This is a genomic window from Pleionea mediterranea, from assembly GCF_003148745.1.
GTDB lineage: Bacteria > Pseudomonadota > Gammaproteobacteria > Enterobacterales > Kangiellaceae > Pleionea > Pleionea mediterranea.
The window spans coordinates 1-26,226 of sequence record NZ_QGGU01000011.1 but is presented as its reverse complement, the minus strand read 5'-3'; the positions used below and the strand labels follow the sequence as shown (position 1 = coordinate 26,226).

Sequence of the window (26,226 nt, the reverse complement as noted above, 5' to 3'; positions counted from 1 at the left end):
AAACTCCACTTTTGACCCTAATGTGTTGGCTGTTAATATAGCTTGCAAAATAATGTGAAAATAAACAGGGTGTTCGATTATGATTCATAACTCTCATTTGCTTCAATCCGGGGTGTGTCGATTATTGCTTGGCGCTATAGCCGCTACCTTTGCCGCAACCGGTCTGCAGGCTTCAGAAGCTAAAACCGAATTGACTCTCAAACAGGTAATGTCGGATCCGGACTGGATGGGGCGTTCTCCGCAATCGCCTTACTGGTCGGACGATGGTAAAACAGTGCTGTTTCAGCAGAAAATTAAAGGGCATCAATCGCAACAGTTAATGAGTGTTGCTTTATCGGGTGGTAAGCCTCAAGTTGTTGCTAATGAAGAACTTGATACGATAGATCGTGATAATGGAGATTTAAACGCCAATCGAACATTAAAAGCCTATCTGTTCCGTGGTGATGTGTTTGTGAAAAACTTGCAGACCGGCGATATTTATCCCGTTACGCAAACCTTAACCCGTGAATCACAGGTGAACTTTATGAGTGATGGACGCATCAGTTTCCGTCGCGACAATAGTTTTTTTGCCTACGATATGATGACCGGCCGTTTGGCTCAACTGGCTGAGGTAAAGCTGGCGGAAGAGCCCGAAGACTGGAAAGAGCCGAGTGATTTTTTAGGCGCTCAACAACGACGTTTGTTTGATTACATTAAAACTCAGCAGGATGAACGGCAGTTCAAAAAGCAGCAACGTGAGCAGCAAGAAAAAGCCAACCAGTTTATCAAAGCAAAAACCTTTTATCTGGGTAAAAAAATCGATCTGGATAATTTATCTTTGTCACCTTCTGGTGAATATATTTTTGCTGCCGTGAGTGATGAACAGTCGGGCGAAGGCGAGCAAGATAATATGCCCCGCTTTGTCACCGACGATGGTTACGTTGAAAATGAAACAGTCAGAACGTTGGTCGGTCAGCGTAAACCGGTTAACCAGCGCTTTTACTTATTAGATTTAAAGTCTGAAAAGAAATTTGAATTAAATAAAGAAAAGTTTGAAGGTATTGATCGCGATCCGCTGGCAGCACTAAAAAAGAAAGCCGCCGAGCGTAATAATGAAGCTTTCAAAAAAGACTCATCACCAAGAGCCATTTATATACACGGCTGGGGCGGTAATGGTGTTGAGTGGAGCCAGGACGGTAAAGAGCTAGCATTAAAACTCTATGCCTATGACAATAAAGATCGTTGGTTAGCCCGCGTTAACTTCAACAATAAAACACTCGAAACACTGCATCGTTTAACCGATAACGCCTGGGTAAACGACTGGACATTTAATCAGATGGGTTGGCTCAATAATCATAATGACTTTTATTTTCTTTCCGAACATTCAGGCTACTCTCATCTTTATCTGAAAAAGAAAAACAAACGCATTAAAGCCCTAACAAAAGGCAAATTTGAAGTCAGTGATTTAACCCTGACACACGACGATGCTTATATTTATTATCGTGCGAATAAAAAACACCCTGGCATACATGAAGTTTATCGGGTGGAGCTAGCATCAGGCAAAAACGAGGCAGTTACGGACTTGGGTGGTAATAATGACTACGTTTTGTCGCCCGATGAGTCCCAGCTATTGATCACTCATTCTACAGTCACTAAGCCACAAGAACTGTATGTTAAATCTGTAACTGTTGATGATGCACGGCAATTGACCAATACAGTGAGTAATGCATTTAAGTCCATTCAGTGGACAAAGCCTGATATTATTGAAGTGCCTTCTTCCCATACTGATGAGCCGATTTACTCAAGGCTTTATCTGCCAGAAAATTTTGATAAGCAACGAGCGGATAAATACCCCGCAGTCATGTTTGTGCACGGTGCTGGCTATTTACAAAATGCGCATCAGGGATGGTCGGGTTATTTTAGAGAGTTTATGTTTCACAGTTTGCTGACTCGCATGGGCTATGTGGTGCTGGATATGGATTACCGAGCTTCCAAAGGTTATGGCAGAGACTGGCGAACGGCTATTTATCGTCAAATGGGTACGCCGGAACTTGAAGATTTACTTGATGGTAAACAGTGGCTGTTAAAAAATGCAAACGTCGAAGCCGATAAGGTGGGGATCTACGGCGGTTCTTACGGCGGTTTTATGACCTTTATGGCACTGTTTAATGCGCCGGGCGAATTTGCCGCTGGGGCATCTTTAAGACCGGTAACCGACTGGTCCAGTTACAATCATGGTTACACTTCCAATATTTTGAACACGCCTGAGGTGGATCCGGAAGCCTATAATATCAGTTCGCCTATCGAGTATGCAGAAGGATTAAGCGATCCTTTATTAATTGCACACGGAATGGTTGATGACAATGTGTTCTTTAAAGATTCGGTACGGCTGGTGCAGCGCTTGATAGAACTCGAAAAGACACCTTTGTTTGAAACGGCGATTTATCCCGTTGAGCCTCATGGTTTTCGTGAGCCCAGCAGTTGGCTTGATGAATACACTCGTATTTTAATGTTGTTTGAAGACAATCTTAAATAGAAGCCTAAGCGAATTGGTTTAAAATTCATTTAAAGCCGGTAACATCCAAAGTTACCGGCTTTTTTATTGGTGTGTTCATAAAGGTGATCATTTCTATACAGCAGAATGCTGGCTTTTCTCAATTGCAAGCTTCCGGTATATTAAGCACAACATGCTCTAATACTTCTGATCGCCATTAATGGCTTCTGGTTGCCCGCAGGTTTCTGTTGTTATGAAAAGTAAAGCCACATCATTCGATATCGCCCATCAGGCCGGAGTCTCTCAGTCTACCGTGTCTCGGGCGCTTAGAGACAGCCCGCTGGTTAACCCGGAAACCCGTGAGCGCATCAAACAAATAGCGAAGCAGCTGAATTACAAGGTCGATAAAAACGCCAGCAATCTGCGTTCGCAACATTCCGATACCCTGGCTTTGTTATTGTTTGAAGATCCCACCAGTGATGAATCTCAGATTAACCCATTCTTTTTATCGATGCTTGGCAGCATTACTCGAGCCTGTAAAGACAATGGTTACGATTTGCTGGTGTCGTTTCAAAGACTGGAAGAGGACTGGCACGCCGAGTACGAAGACACTCATAAAGCTGATGGCATTATTTTGCTGGGTTATGGCGACTATACCGACTACAAAGGCAAGCTGGACCAACTGCAGGAAAATGAAACCCGTTTTGTACTGTGGGGCGCATCCAGCGATGCACAGCCAGGCATTACCATTGCCTGTGATAACTTTACCGGTGGTTACGATGTTGCCAAACATTTGATTCAGCAAGGGCGCAAAAATATTGCTTTTATTGGTGGCGCTTCTGATCGTTGTCCTGAGTTTTTTGACCGATACAAAGGCTGTTGTCAGGCGCAGCAAGATGCCGGAATAGAGGTAAAACAATCATTACAGGTTGATGCGATAACCACCGAGCAATCAGGATATGCTGGTGCGCTGCAATTAATGGCTATGCAGCAGTCTTTTGATGCCATTTTCTGTGCCAGTGATTTAATTGCGGTTGGTGCCATGAAAGCATTGCGGGATAAAGGCGTTAAAATACCGGAGCAGGTTGCCGTGGTGGGTTACGATAATATTCCACTGTCGGAATTTACCCGGCCAGCATTAACAACCGTGCAACAGGACACCAAACTTGCCGGTAGTATGCTGGTAGAAGCGTTGGTGGCACTGATTAATAACAAGCCGGTTTCAAGTCAGTTATTACCGGCCAAGTTGATTGTTCGACAGTCTTCGACGAATTAATACTGCTTAACAAACTTTAATCGGTTTCCAGAAGCTCTAGTGACAATTCCAAAGGTTCCGATTCTAGACCTTCCAGTTCCGAGTTCCAGTTAACGCCTACCAGCAAGCTATCTTTTTGCATTCCGGGCAACCAGTTATCGATAAAGTCATCCAGATCGATAGGGTGAGGTTGATAAATCGACCATTCATCACTGCAAAGAGCCTGAGCAAAATCTTCATGGGAAAAAAACGGCATAACATCGATATTGTCATTGTCTGCAGAGCCTGTCAGTGCAAATTCAGCCGTTCCCTTATCCAGATCGCCGGTGATCAAAGCCCAAACCACACCTTGATCGATCGCCTGTTGTAGAAACACCTGATAGTTATGGTCAATGTCACTTGTCAGTTGGGTCATAGTATTGGCTCACACTTTATTATATTGCTTAATTTTCCGTTCGTTACAGGAATTATAAAGCAATGTATTGAATGCACAACGATTGCTAAACATGAAATAACCGCAAGACCTAGTTTGAAGGCGAGTCTTCCATTTGTCGACTGAGCTGGGCCACGCGGGTGTGTTGTTGAAAAATACCAAAAGCGGTGGCTTTATTGTGATCTTGTAAGTTGATGGCGAATAACTTTCCTTCAAAGTTGATGGTGTTTATGTTCAGCTGTTTTCCTTTTAATTGTTTTTTATGAAAGCCGCCATTTTTATGTTCTTGCCACTGATAGTGCGCTTTAAATCCATGGTTAGTTGCTTCGATGGTCAAACAAGTCTTATAAATCCCATCCCATTGACCACACCATGTTCCGATCATGCTGATATCTTTGTTGTTTTGATTAGTTTTATTTTGGGTTGGCTTTACTTCGTTAGCATTGACTTCATAAGTACTTGCCAAAGTATAACTGGGCACAAGTGTTAGCAAACTTAGAACGAACACTATAAAAAAATACCGCTGGGAATAAAGATTGGGGCGGCTTTTGAAGTTTGTGTTTGAAGCTTGGGGGGATAACATTTTAGATTTTAATGTTAGAGAATCTATAGAAGGATTAATTGACATCATTGCGTAAGCTTCCGGTTAATCGTCATCATGCAAGTGGGCAAGTTGTTCGGCATTTCGTAAAACGCACTTTTTGCCTTCTTCAATGATGTCGATGGCTTTTTCTGTTTCAAGAAAACCAATGTGGGATAGTCTGGGATTAAAAATAACATCCGCCGGGTCGCCGGCCAGTCGGCTGCGAGTAATTCTATCTTGCATAATATTGACGGTGCAGGAAATAACATCAAGAATTCCGGGGGCGTATTCTTTTGGTTTTGGATTAAACGAAAAACGATCCGTTAAAGACTGCTTTAATCTGTCGCGTACTTTGCCCAGCACCGTATTATCCAGATTAAGCAATCCGGACTTTTCTTTATCTTTCTGCTCTTTGGGCGAGAGTATGTCGTGATTTAAGTTTACACCGATCACATGAGTTGCCCCTAGCGCACGGCAGACAGAAACCGGTACCGGATTGACAATTCCGCCATCGAGCAGCCATTGGTTTTCACGTCTCACCGGGCTTAGCAAACCTGGGTAGGCGCCTGATGCACGAACGGCATCCCATATGGAGCCTTCGGTAAGCCAAACTTCTTTTCCAGAGCTCATGTCACAGGTGATTGCCGCAAATGGAATGGGTAAGTCTTCAATTTTGTAGTCGCCGTATTTTGTTTTTAAAAAGTGAATAAATTTTTCGCCATCGGCAATGCCACCCGTCGCAAATAAATTGATATCCAGATGACTGAGCATTTTGCGAGAGGTCTGTTCGCAAAACCAGTCTTCAAGCGCCGACAAATGCCCGGTCACATAGGCTGCACCCACTAAAGCTCCCACCGATGTACCACAAATAACATCCGGGCGAATATTTTGTTCTTCCAGGGCTCGAATCACACCAAAGTGACAAATTCCTCTGGCAGCACCGCTGCCAAGTGCCAATCCTATTTTTTTCTTCATGCGTTTATTTTCATTTTTTCTACCTGACAATACTTTATCATCCGGCTGAAACGGGGAAAAGCTGCTATTGTTATGGGTGTGACGGCCGTTGGCTTTGTATCCGCTTTCAGCTGTTGTTCATGCTGAGCTGCTAAGCTTCAATTTAGGCTATTTAGCCCCAAATGAATATCAGGGGTTATAAAAACTATTGTTGGGTAATACCTGGACGAGTATTGAGTGAAAACCCGTATTAGTTAAGAACTAATAACAGGTAAGAGCTAGTATCAGGTGAGAAAGTAATGTCAGGAAATAAATCTATGAGTGAGAGTATGCGTTCAATGGCGATTAAAAGTATTGTCTGGTGTGTATCCGGTCTTTTTTTGACCGGCTGTGCCAGCCTGTCCAAAGAGGAGTGCATGGCTGCCGACTGGCGTACTATTGGATTTGAAGATGGGGCCAAAGGACGTCTACTGCAACGCATAGGGGAGCATCGGGAATCCTGTGCGGAATACGGCATTGCACCTGATTTTGACGCGTATCGGCAGGGGCATCAGGAAGGGGTTTCCCGTTACTGTAATGCAAATGTTGGGTATTCGGTTGGACGTCGTGGCGCCAGCTACAATGGTGTATGCCCATCAGAGTTTGAAGCTGAGTTTTTAGTTGCCTACCGGGAAGGCAAACGAGTGTATCATCTGGCAAAACAGGTGACGGATCTTGAGAATGAACGCTCTCTTTTATGGCAGGAACGCGACGAGCTGAGCGGTGAAATCGAAAGTAATGAGCAGGTGATTGTTGCCAGCTCTACATCAGAAAAACTGCGCAGGGAATTAATTGAGCAAAACAAACGGCTGGCGACATTAGTGGAAGAAAAAGAGCATCGATTGCATCAAAATGATCGACAGCTACGACGGTTAAAGCGTCAACTGGATCGACTGGAAACACGCCATCGTCTTAAACATCAGTAAATAGGGACTCATGGTTAATAAGTATTAAAAGTAGTACCCATAAGAAATGGAGTTTTGCCATGAGTCTTGTTTTGTGGCTTTAACCCGAATATCCCAACTTTTACTGCTTCCGAATCTTGTCTCTAAAGAGAACGATTCATCTTTTATATTTGGAGAAAAATCGCTATTGAATTTTTTATAATTAATATGTGATTTTATGCTTTCACTGATGTCAACCAACAATCCTAAGGAAGCGTTTATTGTAGTTCTTTCCGTAAAATGGTTATTTGAAACAGCAATTAAGTTGCCAAATAAATATCCAGTAATTTTAGGAGTAAATTGAACTCCTTTCCCTAACCCGGTTTCTATCAGGGTAACTTTACAGTTACTACAGCTGTTACTCAGTGATTTATACCCTAAGAATACTCGCCAGCCGAAACCTCCATCTGATGGCAGCCCAGTTTTTGACAAGTTTAAAGTAAAAATATCGAGTAAGCGCGCTTCTTTCAATTGAACTCTATTTTCATCAACAGAAAGATCGACTTGTAAATTTATTAGTTTTGAATTATTTATTCTTCCATGATTTATGGTGAGCAGATCATAGTATGCGGGACGATAAGAAATAATCGTATTGGAACTGTTGTTGGAAAGTCCAAGCCGAACCATTGATGGTTTTTGACCAAGGTGAGGGGGAGAGCTTATATCATAGGTGATATTTGATTTAGAAGGTGGAAGAGAAATCCTTTCTATCAATATTTTTGTTTTATTATTTTTATGGATGGTATTGGGTTTGTCTGTAGCTGATTGAAATTCTGTATAGTCAATAAGTACTTCAAGTACTTTAGACTTTTCAGTATTACTTAGTGAACGATATCTATCATTATCAAACGTATAATTACCAGTAACTACTTTGTAAACCGCTTGTTGCAGCTCTTCTTTTAGAGCAGAAAATTTTTCAACAAACTTACTATGTCTAGATGGAATTCTTCGTATACTATTAACAATAGGTTTTTTTTTATATGAATGGTTACTCAAGCTATTTATGATCGTATAAGGAAAAATAAGAGATTTTGACTTGCTGAATAATGGTTCTTCTAATACTAACTCTAATAGTTCGGCCAGTCGATAAGCGCAGTTTTCTTTTAAAAAATAGTAAGTAAATTGAGTTTGAATTAACTCCCAACTATGGGCAATAACTAAGTCGACATCTTTTTTATCTAGAGACAACTCATATTCCCACATATCTCGTAAGTCGACTTCACCATAACTATGATTGTGACGATAAAAGTGTTCATCTGAGAAAACTGCTTCATAACCCCCTGTTAAGCCATACATTATATAGCGAATCGGATTTTCGTTTTCTGGTACATTGGCACCAAAGTTTAAGCTTTGATCTAATAAGTTTAGTTCTTTTGCGGACGATTCGTTGTTAAATTTAAGTAATAGATGGCCGTAATATGACGCCGGATTGTCTAAGTAGCCTGTTGCAAATATCAGGCTTAAAGATGATACATCACTATTCTTAAACCAAGAGTTAAATTTTTTACATGTTACCTTAGGTGAATTATGTAGCATTAAAGGTAATTGTTCTTTTATAAATAAATATCTAGCTGGAAATTTACATTGTGCATGTTCGTCTGGAATTTTAACGGGAGCTCTTAACGCTTCAATGGTAGCTTTGAGCTCTTTTAAAGGGTTGATTTCTTCGGTAGTTGAAGTCGCTAGGAAAAAGTTTTTATCTTTTATATCACTATTTTTTTTTACTTTGTTGAAGTGTATAAGTTTAAGCCATTTTTCCGATGATGAAATGGTTTTAACTTGATTATCTGTTGGTATTTGCTGGGCTGTTACATTACCAGCTGTTAAAAATATAACTAAAATAGATATAATAAGAGAGTGAGTATGAGATCGCATTGGGAAAATAAGTAAGATATAAATAGAAAGGAGCTTTTTAGTGACATGCTCCTTTCTACTGTCCATAACGAATTAGCTAAGATTACACTGATTACTAAAGTTGTTATTGACGTTTACAATAATAGACTTATATAAGTCTTCTGCCTGCTCTGACTTTGATTTTATATCATAATTGGAGTTTGTGATTTGTATTGATAGGTCATTCCGGACTTTAGATACTAAGTTATCACGAATATCACTATCACACTCCATTATATCCATCATGGCAGTCAAATGTTTGCCTGAGCCATAAGCTGTTTCTTCAACAATATTGTCATATGTGTCATTAACTAAAACAGCTACTTTTGCAGATCGGTTTACACATGACTCTGGAGTAGATATGAAAGTTGATGTTGCTGTAGTTCCTGCATCCCAAATAATATTTGAGCTAACAGCCCCAACGCGACTGTCTGGAAATAAAGCTGCACCAATACCACAATCAGAAAACAAATTTAAATTTGCTTGCTCAGAGTTTGCTTGCTCGTCAGCGGCAAAACTGAAAACTGATGCGGAAAGTAAAAGTGAAGAGGCAGTTATTTTAAGAGAGTTTTTCATATTTATTCCTTATTAGATTTATCTCAACTTATAATACGAGGTGGGAATATATGATATTTCTTGCATAGTTACAATAGAGTTTTTTGAATCAATCTTATTTTTTCATAAGATAACGTATTTTATTAAAATAAATTTCTTAAGTAGATTTTGTGATGTTTTATAGGTTTGGTTGTATGAAAAATGTACAGTTAAGCAGGTGGTAGTAATTCTATTTGCCAAGTCAGCATTGAGCAAAGTAAGGGCTGTTTTGTTAGTCATTTTGCCTGATTTTGATGCTTATCGATGCGGTCGTCAGAAAGGAAGTTATAGTGTTGCTGGACAAGGTTTTAATTTCGGCTGCAAAGTAGGGTATATAATAGGATTTGTCCTTCTCGCGTAGAGTTTGATACTTTGGCTGCGCATTGTAAAGAGGGGTAGCAAGTTTATTAATTGGAACTTAAGTCACAAGATCTTCAGAATGACGTAGAGGCAATAAATCAAGCTATTCAAAAATTAGAAGAGAAATTTAACAGCAAGGAATCAGAAATCGTATCAAACTCTACCTCGGAGAAATTACCTAGAGAACTTTTGAATAAATATACACAGATGTTTAAGGAGCCTAGAGCGAAGCTTAAGCAATTATTTGACTTACCTTACTGAGTTTAACAAGTCTGGTTCATTTTTCTTTAGGCGAATTTTAAACTTAAAATAAAGATAACAACTTCTTGTTAGAAAAGCTGTTATCTTTGATCCTAGAATGAAATTAAAACTTCCAAACCATACCGGCGCTAAAACCTGTTACTTCTCCACCACTTTTGTCAATATATTGTATCCACTCTATATTGAAGGCTGAAGAATCGCTAATGCTGAAATCAGCACCAAATCCAAAAGATACATCGTTTTCTGACTCTGACTCACTACCAAAGGAACTCGATGTAGATAATTCGCCACGGGTATAGCCAATTAAAGCATAAGGATTAAAGTTACCTTTTGGTTGAAAGTTGTACACTGCATATATTCCTAGAATGCTATCTACTTCGACATCAACACCGTTTACGCTATCATCAGTCAAGCCAAAGCCTGCCCTACCTTCAATGGCAACATTATTACCTACAAATCCACCATATTTTGTTTCGATAGCACTAGGGTTGACGCTAACAAAGCCAAAATCTACATCGGTTGCAAGATAATTTATGCCAAAGTAAGTGTCATTTGCAATGGCTGATGTTGAAAGTACAAATGCTAATAATAAAGCTGTTGTTTTAAGTTTCATAAAAATCCTCTAAATAAAGTTACTCCAATACTTGAGCTTGTATATACTAATATTTTAGAAGGCTTCATGGAAGAAAAAATTAATTATTCAAAACGTTTTTTGTCTGAAGCTTTTGGGGTTTAAGCTATCTATTGAGAGTATTACTCATTTGGATAAGGTAATTAACACCAGTCGTTGTAACTTGCTTTAAGTTTTATTGAATTGGAGTTTTAAAGTATAAAGTTAGAAGGGTTAAATTTAATCTCATAACAGATAAAGGCAATCAGCTATATAAAAATTTGACATTAGATTATGTGAGATTTGCCAGCATTTTGAGTTGTTTCATACAAATCATCGAAGTAGTTTAAAGTCAGAGACAGGATTTACGTGCTGCTCTTGAGTTCGCCTATATTGTGAATTACTAAACGAATTGATTTTATATAGAAAATTAATTGTAAGACTTTATATTTAGATTGTTTGAAAATTGAACAGCAAATAGTGTTATTTAAGCTTAATATAAAAGGGAGCTGACTGATATTTGAATGGTGCCCAGAGGCGGACTCGAACCGCCACGCCCGTTAGAGCACTAGCACCTGAAGCTAGCGTGTCTACCAATTTCACCACCTGGGCACAGAAAGAGGGCGAAATATACGGCTGTATTGTTGCCTTGTCAATTCTGTTTTGTCGGCTTTTTCGTTACACTGGCACTAACCTTGAAATATGGAAGCCTTATGAGCAAAAAATCTGTCAAAGATCCTCACTTTAATCGCGAAGCGAATAAATACCAAAACCCGATCCCCAGTCGCGAATTTATATTGACCTTTCTAACTGAACACCCTGGCCCCGCTAAATTTCCCGAAATTATGCGCGGGTTAAAGCTGTCTGATGAGCAAGACTTAATTGCACTGAGTCGACGTTTAAAAGCGATGGAGCGAGATGGCCAGTTGGTTCGCAATCGCAAAGGTGCTTACGGACCGGTTGATAAGCTGGATTTAACCAAAGGCAAAATACTGGCCCATAAAGACGGTTTTGGATTTTTTGTGCCGGAGTCGGGCGGTGATGACTGGTTTGTCTCTCCACGTGAGATGCGCAAAGTGTTTCATGGCGAGAAAGTGGTGTGCCGGGCAAGAGGCTTCGACAGTCGCGGTCGTGTGGATGCCAAAATTGTCGATGTGCTGGAGTCGGATGAACCGGTGCAAATCGTTGGCCGGTATTTTGAAGAAGCGGGCATCTGTTTTGTAAAACCGAATGATCAGCGGTTTTCGCAAGATATATTAATTACGCCCGGCCAGTCGTCTGGTGCAGAAATAGGTCAGGTGGTGGTGGCTCGTATTACGACCCGGCCGACAGCAAAATCTCAACCGGTTGGCGCTGTAATTCAGATTTTAGGCGATTATCTGGCTCCCGGGATGGAGATCGATGTGGCCATTCACAATTACGGCATTCGTCGCGATTGGCCTGATGGTGTGGTTGATGAAACGAAACGTTTGTCGCCTGAAGTGGCTGAAAAAGATAAACAGGGCCGGGTGGATCTTAGGCATTTGCCTCTGGTGACGATTGACGGTGAAGACGCACGTGATTTTGACGATGCGGTTTACTGCGAGTGGAAAGAGTCTGGCGGTTGGCGTTTGTGGGTTGCGATTGCGGATGTGTCTCATTATGTGCGGCCAGACAGTGCGCTTGACGATGAAGCGAAACAGCGCGGTAACTCGGTGTATTTTCCGGAATACGTGGTGCCCATGTTGCCGGAGCAAATTTCTAATGGTCTCTGCTCGCTAAACCCGGATGTCGATCGACTTTGCATGGTTTGTGAAATTACCGTTAGCGCAAAAGGCAAATTAAGTGGCTATAAATTTTATCCGGCGGTCATGCACTCAAAAGCGAGGCTTACTTACAATAAGGTCTGGGACATATTAAATGGTGATCAGGCGCTTAAGTCAGAATACCAAAGTTTGGTGCCGCACCTTGAAGAGCTGTACGCTTTGTATCAGGCGCGGGCGAATGAACGGCGTAATCGCGGCGCCATTGAATTTGAAACCACTGAAACGCGAATAGTATTTAATGAAGAGCGCAAAATCGAAAAAGTAGTGCCTGTGGTTCGAAATGACGCACATCGTATTATTGAAGAGTGCATGATATTAGCGAATATTTCGGCGGCCCGCTTTTTCCAGAAACAGAAAGTTCCGGGCATGTTTCGGGTACACGAAGGGCCTTCTGAAAAGAAACTGGAGGATCTTCGGGCTTTTCTGGGTGAAATGGGTGTGTTTATGTTTGGTGGCGATTCACCGGCGCCAAAAGATTACTCGGAACTTTTAAAAAGCGTATCCGACAGACCGGATGCGGAACAAATCCAGACCATGTTATTGCGTTCAATGAGTCAGGCGGTTTATACACCGGATAATCTTGGCCATTTTGGGCTGGCGTTTGATGCCTATACTCACTTTACCTCGCCCATTCGACGCTATCCTGATTTGCTGGTTCATCGTTCAATTAAGGCGCAACTACAAGCTAGTGACAAACAAAATAAATTGAGCTATTCAGGGGCAGTGCCTTACAGTCAGGAAGTACTCAATCAATTTGGTGAAATTTGTTCGGCCACTGAACGTAATGCCGATATGGCAACCCGTGAAGTAATGGATTGGTTAAAGTGTGAGTTTATGTCTGGCCGTATTGGTCATCAATACGACGGTGAAGTGGTGGCGGTCACAAACTTTGGTATGTTTGTTCGTATTGGTGAGTTTCATATAGACGGATTGGTGCATGTTACGGCTCTTGGTCAAGATTACTTTCATCACGAAGCGGGTAAGCAACGGCTGGTGGGAGAGTCTTCCGGAGTGGTTTATAAGTTGGGCGATCAAGTCAAAATAGAAGTGGCAAAAGTGGATCTGGAAGATCGCAAAATAGACTTTGAACTGGTCGAGCAAAAATCCTCAGCCAAACCCATGAGTGAACGGGAAAAGTTGTACGCTAACGCGCGTCGTAAAGCGAGCGGAAAGTCTGGCGACAAAAATAAAAAATCAGGCAGTAACACTAAAAAGTCAAAATCGGGCGGATCCGGAAAAGGCTCCGGTTCGGATAAAAATACAAGCAATAAAGCGAGTAAGAAGAAGAAGCCGGGTAAAAAGCCGTCCGGTAAAAAACATTCTAATAAAAACAAGTCAGGTAAAAGTTCTTCACCGAAAGGCGGCAAAAACAGGGCTCGGTGAAGAAACGAAAAAAATAATCGATGGTTGATAGTTTTACGCTGACAGTGCCACTGAAACAGCGATTAAACCAATCATAAAAATCACCCATTAACATTTAGAATAAATGAGAGTCTACAAAAAATGTCCGATAAGATAGTTTGTGGCATCCACGCTGTTGAACTGCTGTTAAAGAAAAGCGTTGATCAGGTGAGTAAGATTTATTTGCAGGCAAACCGGCAAGATGGAAAAGTACAAAAGTTGGTGGCACTGGCCGCAAAGCATAAAATTCCCGTGGTGCGTTGGGATAAATCCAAGCTGGATGCCATGACCGATGATAATCATCAGGGCATGATTGCCGAGCTTGCCAATACGGGTGCTCTGGTGCAGGGCGAAAACGATTTATATCAACTGGTTGAAGACAAACAATCCAATGTTTTACTTTTAATCCTGGACGGCGTTACCGATCCGCATAATCTTGGCGCCTGTTTTCGAACTGCCGATGCAGCCGGGGTCGATGCGGTGATTGTGCCAAAAGATAAATCGGTGGGACTCAATACAACGGTACGTAAAGTTGCCTGTGGTGCTGCCGAAACGGTGCCTTTTTTTGCCGTAACTAACCTTGTTCGCGCACTTAAAACGTTACAAGACCTGGGTGTCTGGATTATTGGAACCGCCGGTGAAGCCGAACAAACCTTGCATCAAACCACTTTTAAAGGCTCTCTGGCGCTGGTAATGGGCGCCGAAGATAAAGGCATGCGTCGATTGACCCGCGAAAATTGTGATGAGCTAATTAAAATACCCATGCAGGGTGCGGTATCCAGTTTAAATGTTTCGGTGGCAACCGGGGTGTGCTTATTTGAAATGGTGCGTCAGCGAGAAGGTTAATTTTAACACATACATCTAACCAGCTAGCTGAAACTTTTAGTGTTGATGAAAGGAGTTTGACGATGAACGGGAAAGTAAGCAGGGTATTGATTGCCTGTCTTATGACAGCGACGGTTCTTGGTTTAGCCACAAGCGGATTTGCCGCAAACTCAGTGGATAAGTCCACAGTTAAATCCATAGCTAAATCGGTACCCGAACCACTTAAGCCCTGGATCCCCTGGGTAAATCGTCATCTTGATTTCTTAGACTGCCCAATCATTGAAGGTGGTCAACATCTGAATAAAAACGATCGCCTCTGTGCATGGCCGGGTCAATTAACACTGGATATAAGCCGAACCCGCGGTCAGTTTGAGCAAAACTGGCGGGTGTATCAAGACAGCTGGGTACCATTGCCTGGTGAAAATATGGCATGGCCGTTAAAAGTCACTGTCAATGGCGACAATGCCATTATTCAAAACAACAACGGGCGTCCTTATATTTTCCTGAAGCAGGGCAGTGCAAAAGTGTTCGGTTACTGGAAATGGGATTCGCAACCACAGCAACTGGCTGTACCCAATATAGTGGCGACCGTGGCGCTTACCCTAAATGGTAGCCGGGTCCACTTTCCAAAATTTCAAGGGGATTCTTTATTACTCACGGAGCGGCAAACCTCAAAAACTCAGGCAGACAGTCTTGAGCTGCAAGTCTTTCGGTTGGTACAGGATGAGCACCCGATATTAATGCAAACCAAATTGCAGTTAGTGGTTTCCGGTGCAGTTCGGGAAATCAATTTAGGGCAGGTGCTGGTAAACGAGTTTCGACCGGTGGCCATCGAGAGCAAGATACCGGCGTACTTTAATGCCAAACAGGAGTTAATTATTCAGGCAAGGCCAGGTCAATGGGACATTGATGTAGATGCGTTTGCTGTACCAGCCTTATCAAGATTAACTTTTAATAAGACGACCGAGCACTGGCCGACTCAAGAAATCTGGAGTTTTAACGCCAATCCTGAAATTCGAATTGCCATGCTGGAACAACTGCCGGTGATTGATCCAGAAACATCCAGTGTGCCTCATCAATGGCGGCAATTTCCAAGCTTTTTGTATGAGCAGGGGGCAACCGCTGTGATCAATGAAAAGATCCGCGGGATACCTTCTGACGCCAGTAACCGAATGACTTTGCAGCGCAAACTGTGGCTCAATTTTGATGGTGAAAAATGGCGCTTTGAAGATGAAATCAAAGGTAGCATGCGTGATCAGTGGCGACTGTCAATGGCAGAGCCTTATCAGTTGCAACATGCCAAAGAACATCAAGAGCCACTGTTGATCACCCGTAGCGAGTCGGATCAAACCGGTGTTGAAGTGCGAAATCCGCAACTTAATGTTCAGGGTGGCGGTGAAATTGCCCCCGTTTATCAATTGCCTGTGGCAGGTTGGCAAGACAGTTTTGAACAGGTCTCATGGACACTTAATTTGCCACCCGCTTACCGGCTGATTAAAGCGCAGGGCGCCGAAAGCAGTAATGGCTGGATTGAACAATGGAATTTGTGGGATATTTTCTGGGTGATGTTACTGACGGTCATAGCTTATCGATTTGGTTCACCGCTGCTCGCTATCATAAGCTTTATTACTCTGGCGCTGATGTTCCATGAAACTGGAGCGCCTGTAGCGAGCTTGTCGAATTTAATTATTGCCTACGCCATTCATAAAATGTTGCCGGTTCAACACAAAGTTATGCAGTGGATTCGCAGTGGTTATTTTATTTTGTCAGTGGTTATCTTTGTGATTTTTCTGGGGCTGTTTTTTATTGCCCAGGTTCGCATTATGGTGCATCCACAACTTGAGCATTATTCGCCGGTTGCCAGTACTCATTACAGTGATTCTCTGTCTATTAAGCGCCGTTCAAGTGTGCAGGCCGAAGAGATGGCCGCCGTTGCCTCGCCAATGAAAGCTGAGCGGATAGTCGTGACAGGTTCGCGTTTGCAACAACCTTCTCTTGATCGATACAGCAAAGACACGGTGATCCAGACAGGATCTGGAAAGCCCGAGTGGCAATGGAATGAGTATCGTATTAACTGGGGCTCGCCTGTGACCGCCGATCAGCAGGTGAATTTATGGATCGCTTCTCCCTGGTTTATGATTTTGTGGCGGATGCTTATATTAGCTGGCCTGTTTATGGTGGTGATCAATATTGCTATTCAGTCGTTACAATCTCTGAGCAAACGTTTTAGTTGGCAGTCGCTAAAAACAGCCAGTCTTATGTTGCTGGCATTTATGGTTTTGCCCATGACCAGTCAAGATGTTGCTGCTGAGATACCGGATAAACCGACACTGGCCGAGTTAAAACAATGGGTTAATCCTCCTGCAGAATGTTCTCCCGAATGTGTGACGGTATCGGGCGTGCGTATATTGAATCAGCAAACAGGTTCGCGCGAACAGCTCACCCTTGAAATGCAGGTGGATGCCTTTGTTGATATAGCCGTGGCGGTGCCACAGTCCGACAATTGGGCAATCACCAGTATTAAGGTCAATGAGCGGCCCTATAACTGGCTTCTTCAACATCAGAATAAACGATGGTTAAAGGTTAACAAGGGACGTTCAAAGGTTGTTTTAAATGGCGTGCTGTCGGGCGCTACCTCAATTAATCTGGCGTTTCTGGAGCCGCCGCATAATGTACAGAATTTAACCGATGGCTGGGTTATCGAAGGCATAAAGAATGGCAGTTTATTATCCGGTGAAATCAGCTTAACCAAAAAGGCCGAAGCCATGGCGAACCGGTCATTAACGGCTGATAGCACGGAGAATGTTTTGTCAGGCCATCAGGCATTATCGATCCCGCCTATGGTGCGGTTGGTACGTCAGTTCTGGTTTGATACTGAGTGGCGAATGGTGACCCGGGTTGAGCGGATCGCACCAACCAAAGGCAGTATTAATCTGACGTTGCCAAAATTGCCGTTTGAACACATCACTACCGGCGGTATTTCCGTCGCTGAAAATTCGGTGAAATTTCATATGCCGGCTGAAGCCTCACAAGTCAGTTGGCGTTCGCGCCTCGATAAACAACCTGAACTTACCCTGGCTGCGTCAAATGCTGAGCATTATCTGGAAGAGTGGACAATCAATGCTTCGCATCAGTGGCGAGTGAGTATCTCTGGTGTACCAGAAGTCTGGCCGGTCAATAAACAGAGCGCCAATTGGACATTCCGTTATTTACCGCGTTCAGAAGAAAAGCTTTCGATTCGTATTAGCAAACCAGCGCCCATAGAAGGCTACAGCCAAACCTTTGATAATTTAAAACTCAGTGTTACGCCAGGTCAGCAACAGCGGCGAATTGAACTGAACACCCGTTATCGCAGTAGTCGTGGTGGCCAAAGCGTAATGGAGGTGGGCAAGGGAGAGCAGCTAAATGCGATGATAGATGGTGAACAGGAATATCTGCAAATACAGGATGGCGCCATCAACTACACTACGTTACCCGGTGAGCATCAGCTTGTGTTTGACTGGAAAGATCCAAGTGACATGAGCTTTCGATCGGTTTTGCCGCAAATTAATCTGCACGCGCCCATCAGTAATATGCTGATCAGCTGGCAGATCCCGCAAGATCGCTGGCTTATCTGGACCCAGGGACCGGTTATTGGCCCTGCGATTATTTACTGGGGAGAGTTGCTGGCGTTTCTGTTGATTGCAGCCGCTGTGTGGCGTTTTAATTTGTTACCCATATCGCCAGTCAGCTGGTTATTACTGGGGCTCGGCCTGAGCACACAAAGCTGGGGCCTGCTGGTGATGATCTCATTATGGTTTGTTGCATTGCATTGGCATAAACGGCTTGCGACCAAGCAGTCGGATACCGGCTTTAATGTGTTGCAAATTATGCTCGCGGTGTTTTCGGTTTTGGTGTTGATTGGTCTAATCGCCAGTGTACCCATGAGTCTATTGAGTCAACCTGACATGAGGATTGTCGGAAATCGCTCCAACAATTATCTGTTGAACTGGTACGCAGATGCCGCTTTGAGCACCACGCCGGAGGTGGTGGTTTATTCACTCCCCATGTGGGTTTATAAGCTGCTTATGCTGGCCTGGGCTTTATGGCTGTCATTTGCACTGGTCAAGTGGAGTCGATGGGGGTGGGGATGCTTGAATGAACACGGCTTTTGGCGAAATTCGCCCAAAGCAATAACCAGAGCAGGCCGAGAGTGAGAGATGATACGTGGCAGGCTGTGTAGTCGATGAGATGGCGCAGCAATTTAAAATCCAGCTAAAAGCTAGAAAAACAGACCAAACAGACCAGTAGACGTCGGTGAAATATAATGATTTTACCTATCAACACCGACGGCGGTCATTTTATTGCTATATGGTTGGATACTGCGTATAATCCCGCGCTCGATTTACTCGGAAGTTCCGGGTGATTTACTGACAATTTGGTTAACTCCTTGTCATTACCTTAGCTGCAACGGCATTTGCGTAATGGCTGGAATCCAAAAGGAGAGATGAATGAATCATTACGAAATCGTATTCATGGTGCATCCTGATCAAAGCGATCAAGTTCCTGCCATGATCGAAAAATACACCAACATCGTTAAAGACGCTGAAGGCACTGTGCACCGGTTAGAAGATTGGGGCCGTCGTCAGCTTGCTTACGCCATCGAAAACGTCCACAAAGCGCACTACGTACTGATGAACGTAGAATGTGAATTCTCAGCTATTGAAGAAATTGAAAACATTTTCCGTTTCAACGATGCGGTTTTACGTCATATGACTATCCGTCGCAAATCTGCGGATACCGAAGCATCGCCATTAGCGAAAGAAGAGAGCAATGAGCGCGCTGCTCCTGCAAAAGACAAGTCAGACGATGCTGAGTCATCTAACGACAAGAAAGAAGAAGCTACCGCTGAAGCGGCGGCTGAATAATAGGAGGATAGAATATGTCACGTTTTTTCCGTCGTCGTAAGTTCTGCCGTTTCACTGCAGAAAACGTAACCGAAATTGATTACAAAGATCTGGCAACCCTGAAGAGCTACATTACCGAAACCGGTAAAATCGTTCCAAGTCGTATCACTGGAACCAGCGCTAAATATCAACGCCAGCTAGCTCGTGCCGTTAAGCGTGCTCGTTTCCTGGCTTTATTGCCTTACAGCGACTCACACAAGTAAATCTTGTTGAGTTTCATTTGTCAGATTAAGAAGAGGAAAGACTGATGCAAGTCATTCTGTTGGAAAAAGTCCGAAACCTGGGTGATCTGGGTGATCAGGTGTCTGTAGCGAATGGCTACGGCCGTAATTTTTTAGTGCCACAGGGCAAAGCTGTTCCTGCCACTAAAACCAATGTTGAAGAGTTTGAAGCGCGTCGTGCCGAGTTAGAAAAGCAGGCCGCTGAAGTATTGGCCGCTGCCGAAGCTCGCGCTGCCAAGTTAAACGATTTAAACGTTACTATCACTGCTAACGCAGGCGATGAAGGCAAACTGTTTGGTTCCATTGGTACCAAAGATATTGCTGATGCTGTTACTGAGAAAGGTGTTGAGCTTGAGAAAGCCGAAGTACTGATGCCACATGGCGCTATTCGTCGTACCGGTGAGTATGAGCTGGAAATTGCTTTACACACTGACGTTACTGCAACCATTAAAGTGGTTGTTGAAGGCGAAGAAGCATAAGCCTGATTAGGCTATGGGTTAGCATAACGCGCTAACCCATTGAGTTGTCGATGGTTAATGGACAATTCTAAAAAGGGACTGGCCTTTGGTCAGTCCCTTTTTTTATTGCTTTTAAAAGTGACCCTTATAAACTCGTCAGTTATCGATTACGGCAAGTCTTTTTTTCGATACAATAATCAATCAATGCCGAACACAAATCCGTTTGGCCGAGATAATGAATAACAGTGAAATACACCAATGGCTGAAAAAGATCCCGTCACATCACAAATAAAAGTGCCACCCCATTCAATTGAGGCCGAGCAGTCGGTTCTTGGTGGTCTGATGCTCGACAATGACGCCTGGGAAAAAGTTGGCGACAAATTGGTTGCTGACGACTTTTATACCCGTGAACATCGCGCAATTTTTCGTGCAATGTATTATCTGGCGGAAAATACACAGCCGATGGATGTGATTACGCTGCACGAGTTTCTGGAGCGCGAAGGGGAGTCGGATAATGTCGGCGGTCTTGCCTATCTTGGCGAGTTGGCGAAAAATACGCCCAGTGCGGCTAACATAGAAGCCTATGCGGCTATAGTGCGTGAAAGAGCGGTATTACGGGAACTGATTTCGGTTTCCAATGAAATTGCAGATACGGCTTATTTCCCGAAAGGCCGTAAATCCGATGAGTTACTGGATACTGCTGAGTCCAAAGTTTTTAAAATTGCCGAAAAACGTGAAAATAAAGACGCCGGTCTTAAAATTGCCTCCAGCTTTCTGGATGAAACTCTGGATCGCATTCAACAGGCGGTTGATTCAAAAGGCGGGATCACCGGGCTATCCAGTGGCTTTAAGGATCTCGACCGCAAGACCAATGGCCTTCAGCCGACCGACTTGCTGATTGTTGCGGGACGTCCGGCCATGGGTAAAACCACATTTGCCATGAATATGGCTGAGCACGCTTCCATTCACGGTGGAAAGCCTGTGCTGGTGTTTAGCATGGAGATGCCGGCCAATCAGTTGTTGATGCGTTCATTTGCGTCTATCGGTGGGGTTGATGCAACCCGTCTGAGAACCGGACATCTGGATGATAAAGATTGGGATAATCTGATGGTGGCCACCAACATCCTTAAGAATAACTGCAAAATGTTTATTGATGACTCTCCCGGTTTGTCGCCTTCAGAGGTGCGCTCTCGAGCACGCCGGGTGGCTCGTGAGCACGGCGATATTGGCCTTATTGTTATCGATTATTTACAGCTGATGCAGGTGCCTGGCATGTCGGATAATCGAACGTTGGAAATATCCGAAATTTCGCGCTCATTAAAGTCATTGGCGAAAGAATTAAAAGTGCCCGTGATTGCTTTATCGCAGTTGAATCGATCGCTCGAACAACGATCGGATCGACGCCCTGTAATGTCGGATTTACGTGAGTCAGGTGCCATCGAGCAGGATGCCGATATCATCATGTTTGTCTATCGTGATGAGGTTTACAACAAAGACTCGGAAGATAATAAAGGCAAAGCAGAGGTTATTATTGGCAAACAACGTAACGGCCCAATCGGAACAGTATCGCTGGCGTTTCAGGGGCACTTTAACCGCTTTGCTAATTTAGCGCATGAGTATGACGAAGGTTTTTAATGCGCCCAACTCGAGCCATCATTCATCTGGATGCGATAACGCATAATCTTGCTATGATTCGGCAAATGGCGCCGAACAGCCAGATTATGGCCGTCGTGAAAGCGGATGCTTACAGTCATGGTATTGTGCAGGTGGCCGAACATTTAAGTCAGGCCGATTGCTTTGCCGTCGCCTGTATCGAAGAAGCAATTCAGTTAAGAGAAGGTGGGATCAGTCAGCCGATTGTATTACTGGAAGGTTATTTTGAAGCCGAGGAGCTGGCGTTAATCGATCGCTATGATTTGCAAACCGTGATCCACAGCCAGTATCAAATTGACTGGTTACTCGCATCAAAACTGTCTGGATCATTAACCGTATGGCTCAAATTTGATTCTCAAATGAATCGTCTGGGATTTAATCCAGAGAACTTTACTGCTGCACTTAAGCAACTTGAAAGCTCTGATCAGGTATCCGAAATCAAACTGATGACTCACTTTGCCTGCGCTGACGATATTGCCAGCTATAAAACAGAACAGCAAAACAAACAGTTTGTCGATTTGACCGCTGACATGACTGTAGAAAAAACTGCCGCCAATTCTGCCGCTATTTTAGCCTGGCCAGAAACACACTACGACTGGGTGAGACCGGGTATCATGCTCTATGGTTGTTCACCTCTTCTCACCAGACATGGTGCTCAGCACCAGTTAAAACCCGCCATGACCTTGGAATCACAGGTTATTGCCATCAAGCAGGTAAAAAAGGGCGAAACCGCCGGATATGGCGCCCATTGGGTAGCTGCACAAGATACCCGTTTGGCGGTAGTGGCCATTGGTTATGGCGATGGTTATCCAAGGCACGCTGAAAATGGCACTCCGGTTTGGATTAATGGCCGAGAGGTTCCTTTGGCAGGGCGGGTGTCCATGGATATGATCGCTGTTGATATAGGCCTAGACAGCCAAGATGAAGTGGGAGATAGAGTTGTTTTATGGGGCGAAGAGTTGCCGGTTGAAGTGGTGGCACAATCAGCAAACACGATTCCTTATACTTTACTGTGCGGTGTGACTTCGCGAGTTAAGTTGATCTGGCAGGAGAGCTGATATGATGACAGGAGTTATTCTTTTAGAAGTTATGATTTTAGGAGCTAAGATTTTAGGAGTTATGATTGGAAGTGCATTATGATAGGTGAACTATCCATCAGAACTGATGGCCAGGGAATGACCGAGTTTACTCAACAGGTGCAAAACTGGTTGTTAGAACAATCTCAGGAAGAAGGGTTATGCACTTTATTTGTTCAGCACACTTCCTGCAGTCTGGTAATACAGGAAAACGCGGATCCATCCGCGCAACGGGATCTTGAACAATGGATGAACCGTCTGGTTCCGGAAAATGATCCGCTTTATACCCATACCTACGAAGGGCCTGACGATATGCCTGCGCATATCAAGGCCGCTCTTACGGCGACCTCTATTGCCATTCCCGTTTGCAACAAACAGTTAATGCTCGGCATCTGGCAAGGGGTATTTTTGTGGGAGCATCGTCATCAACCTGGTATGCGTCGAATCATACTGCATTTAAGTCAATAAGTAGTCCTAATTCCGGTTTCACTGCAGAGTCATCTAAGCAATTAAACAATAGGCTGTTATAAGTATTCGAGATATGCAACTTCTTTTATTGGGCCTGAGTGATCTAACGCGCTAATTTTTATAGTAAATATGTAAAAAAATATTACTTGCGAGTGATGTTTTCCCATTTCAATTCTGATAGATTAGGTTCAAGCCGATCAAGCAGTACGGCTTCCAACTATAATAATTTCAATCCTTGGGAGTACGTAAGTATGAAAAAAGAACTACCTGAAAAGCGTTCGTTCTGGATTACATCGACCGCACTGGCGGTAGCAACAGCCCTCTCCTTTCCTGTATTTTCTGCTGAAGATGATGATGAAGAAAATGCCAAAAGTAAGGATGTTAAAGTCGTTGTTGTTGGCTCCAGAGCCGCGCCACGTTCCGTAGGGGAATCTGCCGTACCAGTAGACATTATTGCTGGCGATGAGTTCGAAAGTCAGGGCATAACTGACATGAACTCGATGCTTAGTGTGTCAGTTCCTTCTTTCAATGTTAACCAGCAACCTATCAGTGATGCCGCTACATTAGTTCGTCCGGCCAATTTAAGAGGCTTATCACCTGATAGTACATTAGTGCTAGTCAACGGCAAACGACGCCATCGTGCTTCCGTTATTGCTTTTCTAGGTGGCGGTATTTCTGACGGTTCACAAGGACCGGATATTTCCGTAATACCCAGTGTGGCACTGAAACAAATCGAAGTGTTACGTGACGGTGCTGCCGCACAATATGGTTCGGACGCCGTTGCCGGTGTAATGAACTTTGTGCTCAATGACGCTGCTTCCGGTGGATTTGTTGAATACAAAACCGGTCAGTTTTACGAAGGTGACGGTACGTCACAACAAATCTCCGGTAACTTGGGGCTTCCATTTACCGAGCGTGGCTTCCTAAACCTGAGTATGGAATACAAAGAAGCCGATCCTACTAGTCGTTCGGTTCAACGCAGTGACGCACAATTTCTAATTGATAATGGTAATACCAATGTTGCCAACCCTGCACAAATTTGGGGTGCGCCTGAGATTAAAGAAGACTTTAAATTCTTCTTTAACAGTGGCATCGATATTTCAAATGATAAGCAGCTCTATGCTTTTGGTAACTGGGCTGAGCGTGAAATTGAAGGTGGATTTTTCTTCCGTAACCCAATTACACGTCCGGGTGTATTTTCAAATGATTCAGATGAACCTAATCCGCCTTGGACTTTACTTGTAGGCGACCCCAACAATTCGGATAATTCATTGTGCCCTTTTCAAGGGATAGATATTGACCCTAACACAGGTATGCCAAATCAATTACAGTTAGATGCTATTGAAGCTCATCCAACGTGTTTTACACATTACTCAAGATTTCCGGGTGGTTTTACTCCTAGGTTTGGTGGAATCGTTAGTGATCAATCTTTAGCCGTTGGTTTTAAAGGCGAAACTGACATGGGGATGACTTATGATTTCAGTTATACCTACGGTAAAAGCGAGTCCGATTTTTTAATTAAAAATACAATAAATGCAGCATGGGGAGAAGATTCTCCAACTTCATTTGAGCCAGGAAGTTATGCGCAAGAAGAGACCGGTCTCAATGCCGACTTCACATTTCCGTTTTCTTCTGGTGTAGTCGCAACAGGTTTTGAACGCAGAACTTCAGAATTCACAATCTATGAAGGGAATCTTGAGTCTTACGATTTTGAAGATAATCTTGCCGAACAAGGCTTTGGTATCGGCTCAAACGGTTTTCCCGGTTTTAAGCCATCCGATGCCGGGACTTGGGACCGCAGTAACTGGGCCGCCTATGTTGACGTAGAATGGGACATTGCCCATAATTTTCTGTTAACTGGTGCTCTTCGTCATGAAGATTATGATTCGTTTGGCACAACTACAAACTATAAGCTGTCAGGCCGATGGCAGGTAACCGATATTCTTGCTTTACGTAGTGCTGTCAGCACAGGTTTTCGGGCGCCTACAGTAGGTCAATCTCGGGTTCGAAATGTAACCACTGCATTTGAAAATGGTGAGCTGCAAGATCAGGCAACATTACCACCAACCCATCCTGGTTCAGTGTTAAAAGGTGCACAACCGCTCGAGCCTGAAGAAGCCAAAAACTTCTCAGTTGGTGCTGTGTTAGAGTTGGATAGGTTATTTGTAACCATTGATTATTACAATATAAAGATGGATGACCGAATCACCTTAAGTTCAACACAGCCGCTGTCCGATGCCGAACGTCAGCAACTAGAAGATGCCGATGTAGACGGTGCGTCAAGCTTAAGCAGTTTGCGTTTCTTCACCAATGACTTTGACACCACCACTCAAGGTGTTGATTTAGTCGCTAACTACAACATGGAGCTTATGGGTGGCGATACTGACTTTGGTTTGGTCTATAACTGGACCGATACTCAGGTGGATCGTTTTAATCCAGCAAATATTAACGAAACTCGTGTCCGTCAGTTGGAAGAAAATTTACCTGATGTCCGAGCAACGCTTTCAATGAACCATCGACGTGGTGACTGGAGAACTACCGTTCGCTATAACCACTATTCCGGTTTCTATGAAGCGCATCTGGATGATGGCTCGTTACCAATTGAGTCACCTCGTAATGCAACGGTTGATGTGGAAGTGGGTTATGACATCACCGATGACTTTAACGTTGTCCTTGGTGCTCAGAACATCTTTGATGAATACCCTGATCCATTAACGGATTATACCTTCCAATGTGGTAATGAAACTTGTAACTATGCAGAAGATGTGGCGGGTGCCAAATACCCAGTAACGTCTCCTTATGGTTTCAACGGTGGCTATTACTACTTAAAAGCGTCTTATTCTTTCTAAGATAAGATCTTTATAAAAAACCCGCGAAAGCGTAATGCCGTTCACTTAAGCGAGTGAGCGGCATTTTTTTTCTTAACAGGATATCGGTTTTTAGAAGCTTTAATGAGTCTGGGATAGCTCCTTTC

19 protein-coding genes and 1 tRNA gene are annotated in these 26,226 nt (G+C 43.5%); 13 read left to right on the top strand and 7 right to left on the bottom strand.

Annotated elements, in window-relative coordinates:
* The first annotated feature begins 79 nt into the window (after positions 1 to 79).
* Both C8D97_RS14555 and C8D97_RS14550 read left to right on the top strand, forming a co-directional pair.
* Positions 80 to 2,515, top strand: a complete 2,436-nt coding sequence (locus C8D97_RS14555) for a S9 family peptidase (RefSeq protein WP_109764529.1) — start codon at positions 80 to 82, stop codon at positions 2,513 to 2,515.
* Between the two features lie 211 nt (positions 2,516 to 2,726).
* Entirely contained in the window at positions 2,727 to 3,749 is a 1,023-nt protein-coding gene (locus C8D97_RS14550) for a LacI family DNA-binding transcriptional regulator (protein WP_109764528.1), read from the top strand.
* A gap of 16 nt (positions 3,750 to 3,765) precedes the next feature.
* On the opposite strand, the gene C8D97_RS14545 is transcribed toward C8D97_RS14550, so the two are convergent.
* The 3 genes from C8D97_RS14545 to C8D97_RS14535 all read right to left on the bottom strand — a co-directional run bounded on the left by C8D97_RS14545 (position 3,766) and on the right by C8D97_RS14535 (position 5,749).
* Entirely contained in the window at positions 3,766 to 4,143 is a 378-nt protein-coding gene (locus tag C8D97_RS14545) for a DUF2750 domain-containing protein (RefSeq protein WP_109764527.1), read from the bottom strand.
* 109 nt (positions 4,144 to 4,252) lie between these two features.
* Entirely contained in the window at positions 4,253 to 4,546 is a 294-nt protein-coding gene (locus tag C8D97_RS14540; protein ID WP_146196162.1) for a hypothetical protein, read from the bottom strand.
* Positions 4,547 to 4,807: 261 nt separating this feature from the next.
* The gene (locus tag C8D97_RS14535) at positions 4,808 to 5,749 is read right to left on the bottom strand and encodes a patatin-like phospholipase family protein (RefSeq protein ID WP_245411465.1); all 942 of its coding nucleotides are present in this window, start codon (positions 5,747 to 5,749) and stop codon (positions 4,808 to 4,810) included.
* A 248-nt stretch (positions 5,750 to 5,997) separates the two neighbouring features.
* On the opposite strand from C8D97_RS14535, the gene C8D97_RS14530 reads away from it, so the two are divergent.
* Positions 5,998 to 6,663 (top strand): DUF2799 domain-containing protein, encoded by a 666-nt coding sequence (locus tag C8D97_RS14530; RefSeq protein ID WP_109764524.1) that lies wholly within the window; start codon positions 5,998 to 6,000, stop codon positions 6,661 to 6,663.
* Positions 6,664 to 6,687: 24 nt separating this feature from the next.
* Here C8D97_RS14530 and C8D97_RS14525 read toward each other — a convergent pair whose 3' ends face one another.
* The 4 genes from C8D97_RS14525 to C8D97_RS14505 form a co-directional block, all read right to left on the bottom strand.
* Positions 6,688 to 8,622 (bottom strand): Lnb N-terminal periplasmic domain-containing protein, encoded by a 1,935-nt coding sequence (locus tag C8D97_RS14525; protein ID WP_109764523.1) that lies wholly within the window; start codon positions 8,620 to 8,622, stop codon positions 6,688 to 6,690.
* A 6-nt stretch (positions 8,623 to 8,628) separates the two neighbouring features.
* The gene (locus tag C8D97_RS14520; protein ID WP_109764522.1) at positions 8,629 to 9,150 is read right to left on the bottom strand and encodes a DUF3015 family protein; all 522 of its coding nucleotides are present in this window, start codon (positions 9,148 to 9,150) and stop codon (positions 8,629 to 8,631) included.
* 742 nt (positions 9,151 to 9,892) lie between these two features.
* Complete coding sequence (locus C8D97_RS14510) at positions 9,893 to 10,402, bottom strand: outer membrane beta-barrel protein (RefSeq protein ID WP_109764520.1); 510 nt, start codon at positions 10,400 to 10,402, stop codon at positions 9,893 to 9,895.
* 522 nt (positions 10,403 to 10,924) lie between these two features.
* Positions 10,925 to 11,011 (bottom strand) — tRNA-Leu (locus C8D97_RS14505).
* Between the two features lie 101 nt (positions 11,012 to 11,112).
* Between C8D97_RS14505 and rnr the strand changes: the two genes are divergently transcribed.
* The 10 genes from rnr (at position 11,113) to C8D97_RS14455 (ending at position 26,101) form a co-directional block, all read left to right on the top strand.
* Positions 11,113 to 13,587, top strand: coding sequence for a ribonuclease R (gene rnr, locus C8D97_RS14500; RefSeq protein ID WP_109764519.1), 2,475 nt, complete (start codon positions 11,113 to 11,115; stop codon positions 13,585 to 13,587).
* Positions 13,588 to 13,707: 120 nt separating this feature from the next.
* Positions 13,708 to 14,451, top strand: a complete 744-nt coding sequence (gene rlmB, locus C8D97_RS14495; protein WP_109764518.1) for a 23S rRNA (guanosine(2251)-2'-O)-methyltransferase RlmB — start codon at positions 13,708 to 13,710, stop codon at positions 14,449 to 14,451.
* A 62-nt stretch (positions 14,452 to 14,513) separates the two neighbouring features.
* On the top strand, positions 14,514 to 18,626 hold the full coding sequence (locus tag C8D97_RS14490; protein ID WP_109764517.1) for a hypothetical protein: 4,113 nt from the start codon (positions 14,514 to 14,516) through the stop codon (positions 18,624 to 18,626).
* Positions 18,627 to 18,920: 294 nt separating this feature from the next.
* Positions 18,921 to 19,337 carry a 30S ribosomal protein S6 gene (gene rpsF, locus C8D97_RS14485; protein WP_109764516.1) on the top strand — a complete coding sequence of 139 codons (417 nt, stop codon included), beginning with the start codon at positions 18,921 to 18,923 and terminating at the stop codon, positions 19,335 to 19,337.
* Positions 19,338 to 19,351: 14 nt separating this feature from the next.
* Positions 19,352 to 19,579 (top strand): 30S ribosomal protein S18, encoded by a 228-nt coding sequence (rpsR, locus tag C8D97_RS14480; protein WP_109764515.1) that lies wholly within the window; start codon positions 19,352 to 19,354, stop codon positions 19,577 to 19,579.
* A gap of 44 nt (positions 19,580 to 19,623) precedes the next feature.
* A complete protein-coding gene (rplI, locus tag C8D97_RS14475) occupies positions 19,624 to 20,076 on the top strand; it encodes a 50S ribosomal protein L9 (RefSeq protein WP_109764514.1) in 453 nt (150 codons plus the stop codon).
* Positions 20,077 to 20,313: 237 nt separating this feature from the next.
* Complete coding sequence (gene dnaB, locus C8D97_RS14470; RefSeq protein ID WP_109764513.1) at positions 20,314 to 21,690, top strand: replicative DNA helicase; 1,377 nt, start codon at positions 20,314 to 20,316, stop codon at positions 21,688 to 21,690.
* A complete protein-coding gene (alr, locus tag C8D97_RS14465) occupies positions 21,690 to 22,766 on the top strand; it encodes an alanine racemase (protein WP_109764512.1) in 1,077 nt (358 codons plus the stop codon). The genes dnaB and alr overlap by 1 nt, the downstream gene beginning before the upstream one ends.
* A 78-nt stretch (positions 22,767 to 22,844) precedes the next feature.
* Complete coding sequence (locus C8D97_RS14460; protein ID WP_109764511.1) at positions 22,845 to 23,252, top strand: secondary thiamine-phosphate synthase enzyme YjbQ; 408 nt, start codon at positions 22,845 to 22,847, stop codon at positions 23,250 to 23,252.
* A 251-nt stretch (positions 23,253 to 23,503) separates the two neighbouring features.
* On the top strand, positions 23,504 to 26,101 hold the full coding sequence (locus tag C8D97_RS14455; RefSeq protein WP_109764510.1) for a TonB-dependent receptor plug domain-containing protein: 2,598 nt from the start codon (positions 23,504 to 23,506) through the stop codon (positions 26,099 to 26,101).
* The last annotated feature ends 125 nt before the right edge of the window (positions 26,102 to 26,226 follow it).

Excerpts from the sequence above, each read along its gene's own strand:
- rlmB (WP_109764518.1), top strand. The coding sequence starts at position 13,708 with ATGTCCGATAAGATAGTTTGTGGCATCCACGCTGTTGAACTGCTGTTA.
- C8D97_RS14510 (WP_109764520.1), bottom strand. The coding sequence starts at position 10,402 with ATGAAACTTAAAACAACAGCTTTATTATTAGCATTTGTACTTTCAACA.
- C8D97_RS14455 (WP_109764510.1), top strand. The coding sequence starts at position 23,504 with ATGAAAAAAGAACTACCTGAAAAGCGTTCGTTCTGGATTACATCGACC.
- rplI (WP_109764514.1), top strand. The coding sequence starts at position 19,624 with ATGCAAGTCATTCTGTTGGAAAAAGTCCGAAACCTGGGTGATCTGGGT.
- rpsF (WP_109764516.1), top strand. The coding sequence starts at position 18,921 with ATGAATCATTACGAAATCGTATTCATGGTGCATCCTGATCAAAGCGAT.
- C8D97_RS14490 (WP_109764517.1), top strand. The coding sequence starts at position 14,514 with ATGAACGGGAAAGTAAGCAGGGTATTGATTGCCTGTCTTATGACAGCG.
- rpsR (WP_109764515.1), top strand. The coding sequence starts at position 19,352 with ATGTCACGTTTTTTCCGTCGTCGTAAGTTCTGCCGTTTCACTGCAGAA.
- C8D97_RS14550 (WP_109764528.1), top strand. The coding sequence starts at position 2,727 with ATGAAAAGTAAAGCCACATCATTCGATATCGCCCATCAGGCCGGAGTC.
- C8D97_RS14460 (WP_109764511.1), top strand. The coding sequence starts at position 22,845 with ATGATAGGTGAACTATCCATCAGAACTGATGGCCAGGGAATGACCGAG.
- C8D97_RS14545 (WP_109764527.1), bottom strand. The coding sequence starts at position 4,143 with ATGACCCAACTGACAAGTGACATTGACCATAACTATCAGGTGTTTCTA.
- C8D97_RS14525 (WP_109764523.1), bottom strand. The coding sequence starts at position 8,622 with ATGGACAGTAGAAAGGAGCATGTCACTAAAAAGCTCCTTTCTATTTAT.
- rnr (WP_109764519.1), top strand. The coding sequence starts at position 11,113 with ATGAGCAAAAAATCTGTCAAAGATCCTCACTTTAATCGCGAAGCGAAT.
- C8D97_RS14540 (WP_146196162.1), bottom strand. The coding sequence starts at position 4,546 with ATGATCGGAACATGGTGTGGTCAATGGGATGGGATTTATAAGACTTGT.
- C8D97_RS14555 (WP_109764529.1), top strand. The coding sequence starts at position 80 with ATGATTCATAACTCTCATTTGCTTCAATCCGGGGTGTGTCGATTATTG.
- C8D97_RS14520 (WP_109764522.1), bottom strand. The coding sequence starts at position 9,150 with ATGAAAAACTCTCTTAAAATAACTGCCTCTTCACTTTTACTTTCCGCA.
- alr (WP_109764512.1), top strand. The coding sequence starts at position 21,690 with ATGCGCCCAACTCGAGCCATCATTCATCTGGATGCGATAACGCATAAT.
- dnaB (WP_109764513.1), top strand. The coding sequence starts at position 20,314 with ATGGCTGAAAAAGATCCCGTCACATCACAAATAAAAGTGCCACCCCAT.
- C8D97_RS14530 (WP_109764524.1), top strand. The coding sequence starts at position 5,998 with ATGTCAGGAAATAAATCTATGAGTGAGAGTATGCGTTCAATGGCGATT.